The 6,677-nt window shown below is 51.5% G+C and carries 9 protein-coding genes and 1 pseudogene; 8 read left to right on the forward strand and 2 right to left on the reverse strand.

From position 1 onward, the window contains the following. Together V7723_RS19605 and V7723_RS19610 are read right to left on the reverse strand one after the other, a co-directional pair. Positions 1-168 (reverse strand): annotated as a pseudogene (locus V7723_RS19605) (IS256 family transposase); the annotation flags it as partial. Beyond that, complete coding sequence (locus tag V7723_RS19610) at positions 146-418, reverse strand: hypothetical protein (RefSeq protein WP_335686194.1); 273 nt, start codon at positions 416-418, stop codon at positions 146-148. The gene V7723_RS19610 and the pseudogene V7723_RS19605, both read right to left, overlap by 23 nt. A 211-nt stretch (positions 419-629) precedes the next feature. Between V7723_RS19610 and V7723_RS19615 the strand changes: the two genes are divergently transcribed. The 8 genes from V7723_RS19615 to V7723_RS19650 all read left to right on the forward strand — a co-directional run bounded on the left by V7723_RS19615 (position 630) and on the right by V7723_RS19650 (position 5,991). Continuing rightward, a complete protein-coding gene (locus tag V7723_RS19615) occupies positions 630-1,154 on the forward strand; it encodes a hypothetical protein (RefSeq protein WP_335686195.1) in 525 nt (174 codons plus the stop codon). 2 nt (positions 1,155-1,156) lie between these two features. Further along, positions 1,157-1,375: a hypothetical protein gene (locus V7723_RS19620; RefSeq protein WP_335686196.1), complete on the forward strand. Its 219-nt coding sequence runs from the start codon at positions 1,157-1,159 to the stop codon at positions 1,373-1,375. 73 nt (positions 1,376-1,448) lie between these two features. Then, positions 1,449-3,101 carry an HK97 family phage prohead protease gene (locus tag V7723_RS19625; protein WP_335686197.1) on the forward strand — a complete coding sequence of 551 codons (1,653 nt, stop codon included), beginning with the start codon at positions 1,449-1,451 and terminating at the stop codon, positions 3,099-3,101. 1 nt (position 3,102) lies between these two features. Next, positions 3,103-4,500, forward strand: coding sequence for a phage portal protein (locus tag V7723_RS19630; RefSeq protein WP_335686198.1), 1,398 nt, complete (start codon positions 3,103-3,105; stop codon positions 4,498-4,500). Continuing rightward, the gene (locus V7723_RS19635; protein ID WP_335686199.1) at positions 4,497-5,168 is read left to right on the forward strand and encodes a hypothetical protein; all 672 of its coding nucleotides are present in this window, start codon (positions 4,497-4,499) and stop codon (positions 5,166-5,168) included. Before V7723_RS19630 ends, V7723_RS19635 begins: the two co-directional genes overlap by 4 nt. Further along, complete coding sequence (locus V7723_RS19640) at positions 5,137-5,358, forward strand: hypothetical protein (protein ID WP_335686200.1); 222 nt, start codon at positions 5,137-5,139, stop codon at positions 5,356-5,358. Before V7723_RS19635 ends, V7723_RS19640 begins: the two co-directional genes overlap by 32 nt. Beyond that, positions 5,348-5,635 (forward strand): hypothetical protein, encoded by a 288-nt coding sequence (locus V7723_RS19645; protein WP_335686201.1) that lies wholly within the window; start codon positions 5,348-5,350, stop codon positions 5,633-5,635. The genes V7723_RS19640 and V7723_RS19645 overlap by 11 nt, the downstream gene beginning before the upstream one ends. A gap of 152 nt (positions 5,636-5,787) precedes the next feature. Beyond that, positions 5,788-5,991 carry a hypothetical protein gene (locus V7723_RS19650; protein WP_335686202.1) on the forward strand — a complete coding sequence of 68 codons (204 nt, stop codon included), beginning with the start codon at positions 5,788-5,790 and terminating at the stop codon, positions 5,989-5,991. Positions 5,992-6,677: the final 686 nt, after the last annotated feature.

Here is a 6,677-nt window from a genome sequence, read left to right on the forward strand (position 1 = left end):
CTTGCGGTTGGGCACCACATCGTCTGCAATGTGGCTTTCCAGTTCGGCTTCGAGCGCCGCCTCGGTGAGTTGCTTTAGCAGTGGCGCCAAAACACCGTCTTTCCCGCTAATGGCCTGTCCGGACTGGATGGCCTTAAGAGCTTTATCAAAATCGAATGGTTCTGTCATAATCAATTCTCCGTACAGCATTATGCTGCAATTTAAAGAATTGACACAAAACTTCTAACACTCCCCCAATCGCCGCATCGCCAATCGCGCCATTGCTGCCAATCGTCCTATCGCCAATCGTGTCATTACAGCCAATCACCTCATCGCCAATCACTTCATTACAGCCAATCACCTCATCGCCAATCGCGCCATTACAGCCAATCGTTTTATCGCCAATAACCCTATTGCTGCTTGTCACGCCACTGTCCACCAAATGCATTCCTTTCAGAACAACCACAGGGGGGGGAGGGGGTCTTTATTATCGGCCTAGGAGAGCCCCAGCCGCGAGAGAGGTCGTCAGTTCCAAAGGCAAGGAGGAAATCCCAAGCGCTTGAAAACGGGGCGTTCAAAAAAGCCCAAAAATTCGGAGTATATTGACATAGAACCAACGGGTATATAAACGCAACCAAAGGTAAACAAACATGAAAACGACCAAGACCAGACACAAAGCGGGCGGCACCCATGAAGTAGCAACCTTGCAAACCGAGATCGCTGCGAGTGCCAGATCCGTTGAACCGACCGACCTGTTAAACGATAGACAGCTCGCGGCTTTCGCCGAGATAATCGGGTCTTTATCCCACGACGAGCTGGATTTCTCCATGTTGCACTCAGGCACGGTGCTCGCCCAGCAGGTCTGCTTCCTCGAAGACTGTCAGGCAGAAATTGAGCAAGATGGGCCCACTGTCAGCCGACCTGCTGGCAAGCTAGCGCACCCGACCATATCGACCATAGATAAAACCATCAAAAGCATACTGGCGCTGAAACGCTCCATGGGCCTTGCAGGCTCTTCATTGATCGACAAGCCAGCGCGCAACCGAGAGCGCCGCGCGAAATTGCAGGCAAAAGCTGGAAGGCCAAGTGTGGCTGGAACCACACAGGCAGGCTCTGATGGGCTGCCACGATTGCCAGACGGCTCCGTGGACTGGAAGGCTGCCGCAAAGAAATGACGATGAGGCTGTCGCTAGATGGGTGCATAGATCTGATGGGCGGTCACCATCCGCCAGATGACCCTGATCAGGCCGGTTTCTATTTGCAGATGCTGTATAGAAATATCGGTCTGGCACACGGTCACAAGTTCCAATTGCGATGCAAACTTCTGGCAGGAACCATCCCGTCGGAGCTTTGGGGAATCGATCCCCTTCGGCATTTCTCTAGAAGTAAAACCTAGCTGCCCAAAATTTTGTAGTTGAGAATAAAACACGGCGATGCCTTACTGTACGAAATAACCGGCGGACGACCTGATGAACAACCACACCATGATCGTTAAAGATATCGGCGACCGCGAGGCAACCTTTGTTGCTTCCAGTGATAGCGTTGACCGGCAAGGCGATATTGTTGATCCCGCAGGTGCTGACATAACGCACTTCATGAAGAACCCCCAGTTTTTGCTGCAGCACGACTCTCGCGCGTTTCCGATTGGCAACGTTGCTCGAATCTGGCAGGAAGGCAACAAACTAATGGCAACAGTCAAAGGTTTGCCCGCAGGGATAACGGAAGAGGCTGACATCGCATGGCGTCTGATCAAAGAAGGTTTTCTACATGCGGTCAGTATTGGTTTCCATCCCACTCGATCAGAGCCGCGCTACAACGACGACGGCGGCTTCGTTGGTTACATATTCCACCAGTGGGAATTGCTTGAACTCTCACTGGTAAGCGTACCTGCTAATCCCGACGCACTTCTTGTCGCTCGATCAATGTCCAACTCAAAAAGTACCCTTGAATTTTTCAACACTACTCCGGAGCACGACAACATGAAAAAGGCACAGACACCTTATATCCAACCGCGCCCGCATAACGGCGAATATAAAATGACCGGCTTGCTCGCCGCGATTACGAATGACAAAAAACTGGGCGACGGCGCGTTCGAGCGCGAGGTTTCAGAAGAGCTCTATATCAGCAACAAAACCTTCGGTGATAAGATGAAGGGCGGGTCATTCCTTGTGCCTGTACTCGCCATGATGCCGCAAAGCCAGAACAAGAACCACAGCACGGTTCTCGCCCCCGCCAATCTGCTCCCCTTAAGCCAGTCTGACCGCAGAGATGAGCTCTTTACCATTACTGCCGCAGCGCTTGAAGAACACCTGCAGCTCGGCAGTCTCGGCGCGACGATCTCTGTTTCCGACTCAGAGAAAATCGAGTGGGTGAAACAAGACAGCAAAGGCACTGCAGCGTATTTTGATCGGGATACCGTAATTCCCGATACGCCTGACCTCACCTTCTCTCCAGAGAGCGAGACCACAACGAGCTTGGGCTGCAAGTCGAAGATATTTCGAAGCGGTGATTTGTATGCAAAACATCCCAATGCATCTCAGTTGATTGCTGATGCGATGTGGAAGGCAGTGGAGACAGCGCGCATGAAGGCAGTTTTCAGCGAGGCTATAATCCCCTCTGCACCGCCCGCGTGGATTCCTGCGGTCCCTGACGCGCCAAATCCGCTCATTCCACTAGACAATACCACCGGCCAGTTACTGGTAGAAAATGAGCTTGCACTTCGCGCCCTTCTAAAAGATCCGGCGAACAACACGCCAATCAATTACGCCTGTCAGCCAAGCTTTACCGAGTCGTTCAAATATATCGACGCGTATGCAGCTGGCGCTGGCTACAGCCTTGAGTCCGGAGGCCACGTCATGCAAGGAAAGACAACCGACACGTTTTTCTTAGAGGGTGACGGCGGCGGAAACACAAGGATGATCTTTGGTGATTGGAGCTATCTAAACTACGTTTTAACTTCCCCAGTTTTGGGAATAGAGTCAAACCCCTTTGCCGAATCGGCATGGAACGAAGGCTCCATTTTGCTCCGCGCCGTCCTCGATGAAATATTTTTCGACACGTCACGCGGTGAACGTTTCATGAAGTGCTGGGTCGAAACACCTGTCGTTGGAACGCCGGATTAATATGGCTAATCGCATAAAAGAAGCCCTGCGCGTTCTGATGAAAGGAACGTCGCAGAAGGGCCACGGTTCTCTTACCAATGGGTTAGGAATTGGTAGCGGTGGATGGCCCGACCGTTCAAGTAAAAAGGAGTCCGCTCGCGGTGAGTCGCTTCCAGCTGTATATCGGGCGGGCACAATTGCTGCCGATGCGATGGCGAGCTCAAACTTTGAGCTACATAAAAAAATGGAGGAAGGCGGCTCGGTTGTTATACGTGGAACTGACACGGCGTCAGCACTTGCCGCGATGACGTACTCTGATATTGAAACCGCTGTCTGGAACATGGTAATTTTGGGGAACGGATACCTCAGGGTCGTGCGTAACGACCGTGGCGGAATACATCGTTTCGAAGCGTTGCCTTCTGAAATTACGCACATTGAAGTCGACAAAACGACAAATAAAATTTTCTACGTTGTTCCAGCCAATACTCTGACCGGAAAAGAAAAACAGATTTATCCGGAATCAGAAATCGTGCACTTGAAGTATAGGACAACACACGACAGCTTGTATGGAACGAGCCCATTGAATACCTTGTCTCCATCGTTGACGGGCTGGATTGCTACCCGCAGAGCCGTGTCCAGCTTAATGGATAACGTCGTGCACGTTAGCGGGTGGTTATCCACTGAATCCGTTCTCGACGAGGGGGTCATAGCTCGGCTATCTGGTCAGTGGCGAAATTTATTTGCATCAAATGGTTCTAAGTTTGGCGGCGCTCCCGTTTTGGAGCAGGGGGTTTCTTGGAATCAGACCGATCCGTTATCCGCAGTAGATTCTCAACTAATAGAACTTTGCCAGTTCAATATAACCGAAGTGGCGAACTGCTTCGGCCTGCATCCGTACCATCTTGGACTCATTGAGAAAACTCCATACGCGAGCGCCGTCGAAGCCTCTCGTGGTTTGGTGTCAATGTTTTTAGCGCCAATCGCACGTCGCATAGAAAGCGCCTTCAATACAAGCATATTAACGCGCGCAGAGATTTCAGCGGGTTATGGATTTAGGATTCCTTTGGACAACTTGGTCAGGTCAAGCGGCAAGGATCTGTCTGACTCTGTCAGCCAATTGTTGAACGCTGGGATTATTACAGTGGATGAATCTCGTGCGATGGTCGGGCTCGGACAAACGGAAGGCGGCGGCGAGAGACACATCCCAACTAACACCGCGCCTGCTTCTCGCTGGGTAGACGGTAATGTCGGTCTACCAGATCCGGACACGCAAACCGACGACAAAAAGGAAGCTGCCATTATTTCGCTAAAGGTCGACAACACTCAGGGCGATGTAGTTGATTCATCGGTTCCCTCAAGACTTAAAACACGGCTCGTCGAGTCCAAAGAAATTCCCAGCCGATTAAAGGGCAAATTATGAAGCACGAACCCATTAAAGTTTTTATCGATACCGACTCTCTGACCGACCTTGAAGGTGACATTGTCAAAGCTGATGCACAGCCGTTGCACGCTGCAAAGCAGGTGGCGAAAGACGTTGTTCCATCGGGTTACCTTGCCGTGTTTTCTGAGGGCGCTCCACTGAGTTCTGAGTGTCCAATCTGGGAGCGCTGTGGCGGACTGCAGGCCACTTTGGTTCTGGATGATACCGGTACACTGGGAGTCGGCCTTTTGACTCACGACGAGGACGGTAACGCGCAGCAGGGGTTCAGGTTGACGAACAAGCAAGCCATTACTATGGCGCACTATCTTTTGTCTGTGCAATACCAATGGGAGCCATCCGATTCTGTTCGCAAGCTTATTGGCGACGATATCGTTATGCTCGCACAAGAAGTAACTGGCTGGCGTCAGTCAAATCAGATCGCTTCGGATAGAAACGAAATGATAGACAAGGTAAAGTTCGAGAACCGCGCATCAGAGGCTGAAGCAAAGCGTCAGGGATTCCAAGAAGGCGCAGACAAATACGCATCAATGATTCACGAGCTTGCCCGAGCGGCTGCCATGCGCGACCGTGACTATTCTGAATCTGTACTAGAACGCTGGGCATCGGAGATCGAAAATGCAGCCGATCAAAAAACGGCCGTTAACTGAAAAAGAGGTCGCGCATTATACTGATTGCAGCATATACGCGCTTCGAGATGCTCGGCGACCTGACAGGAAAGCCAACGCCCCAGACCACTTCATGGATGGCGGCAAAGTGCTTTACGACCCCGAAGAAGTTATCAGCTGGGCAAAATCAGCAGGTAAAATATTTACTGGAGTTTGGATAGATGCGAAATAAAGCTTACATAGAAATACCAGAACAAATGCGCGACGCGTGCAGGAAAGCAGTTGCTGACAAAATGGGCTGGGATATCGCTAACCAGCTACCGAAGGCGTCTCTTGACCTGTTAGCAATAAAGGCCATTAATGAGCTGGAACCCGAGGCTGGAATTAGCGAGCCTTACATCAACACACCGCGCCTGAGTCCAGCAACAGTTAACGACTACGTCAAGATGCCAGCTGGCCAGATCAAGGCCAGCATAGCGGCTCAGATGCACATGCTCAGAGGAAGTTAAAAAGAACATCGGTGGTGGCCCTGTCCATCGCCGGTTAGTGGGTGGCGAGAGTGGAGGGGTCCGCATCGACCGCCACCTGCGAACTATAACAACGCGGCCGATATTTTGAAATGAACCTTCTAATAGAAATAATAAAACGAAAAGAACGCCAATTGGAATACGTACGCTCCGCGACTGGAATTGACGCATATCTTCAAGAGCTGAAATCCAATCAGCGCTTCGATTACTCGACCATCGAGCTGAAAAAACCAGCAACAAAAATCTGCCGCCTCTGCGGCGAGGATTTCATCGCAGAAGAAGAAAATGACCAGCGTTATTGTGGTCCAGTTTGTCGAAACAAAGTCATAATGAAATAGAATTTGGACGGCGCAGGATTCGGGTAAATGCCGTCCGATAGGGTCTACTGATTCTTAACGACATCCAACAACTGGCGTTTCAGTGAGGATGGAATCAGTGGCCCGACTTTATCTGAAGTCCTTACGGTTCCCGTTCCGTCGGGGTTAAAGTAGCGGCCTCGGCTGCGGTCCTCGATAGCGGGCTCCGGTGCGAGCCTGCGCCGGTTCTCTCCCTCACGATCAATTGAAATTCCTTTGGTAATCATATATATTCCAATTGTGTTGCAACGCCCGCAACGCTGGCAGTGTTGAGGTCAACGGTTCGATCCCGTTTAGCTCCACCAAACAAACCCAGTAACCATGCGGGTTTCAAGAGGTCACAGAGATGTGGCCTTTTTTGTGGGCGGGTGTTTTTCAGATTGGGGAGGCACTGGGGAGGCGTCGAGCCTGCGCACCCTTTCAGGGGCCGTTACAATTCGACCCAGCCACTCGCGCACCTTGTTTGCGATTGTGGTTAGTGGGTGGGGCGGGGTGCGACCTGCCTTATCTACGCTCCATAGCCGAAGAGTAAAAGTCGGGTTCTATGCCAGTCACCACACGACACATCAGGCCCATCGGTGAGGCCGCTACGCCGGCCACCCGGCACAGTAACAAGCGCGTGGCTGTACCGTCACTTACCGGGCATATCATTGACCTGATCGTTATCC

Origin of the sequence: Sneathiella sp. (genome assembly GCF_036960985.1) — a bacterium.
Classification (GTDB): Bacteria; Pseudomonadota; Alphaproteobacteria; order Sneathiellales; family Sneathiellaceae; genus Sneathiella.

Bases quoted from the DNA above. Each gene is read 5' to 3' on its own strand.
- V7723_RS19615 (WP_335686195.1), top strand. From the start codon at position 630: ATGAAAACGACCAAGACCAGACACAAAGCGGGCGGCACCCATGAAGTA.
- V7723_RS19620 (WP_335686196.1), top strand. From the start codon at position 1,157: ATGAGGCTGTCGCTAGATGGGTGCATAGATCTGATGGGCGGTCACCAT.
- V7723_RS19625 (WP_335686197.1), top strand. From the start codon at position 1,449: ATGAACAACCACACCATGATCGTTAAAGATATCGGCGACCGCGAGGCA.
- V7723_RS19630 (WP_335686198.1), top strand. From the start codon at position 3,103: ATGGCTAATCGCATAAAAGAAGCCCTGCGCGTTCTGATGAAAGGAACG.
- V7723_RS19635 (WP_335686199.1), top strand. From the start codon at position 4,497: ATGAAGCACGAACCCATTAAAGTTTTTATCGATACCGACTCTCTGACC.
- V7723_RS19640 (WP_335686200.1), top strand. From the start codon at position 5,137: ATGCAGCCGATCAAAAAACGGCCGTTAACTGAAAAAGAGGTCGCGCAT.
- V7723_RS19645 (WP_335686201.1), top strand. From the start codon at position 5,348: ATGCGAAATAAAGCTTACATAGAAATACCAGAACAAATGCGCGACGCG.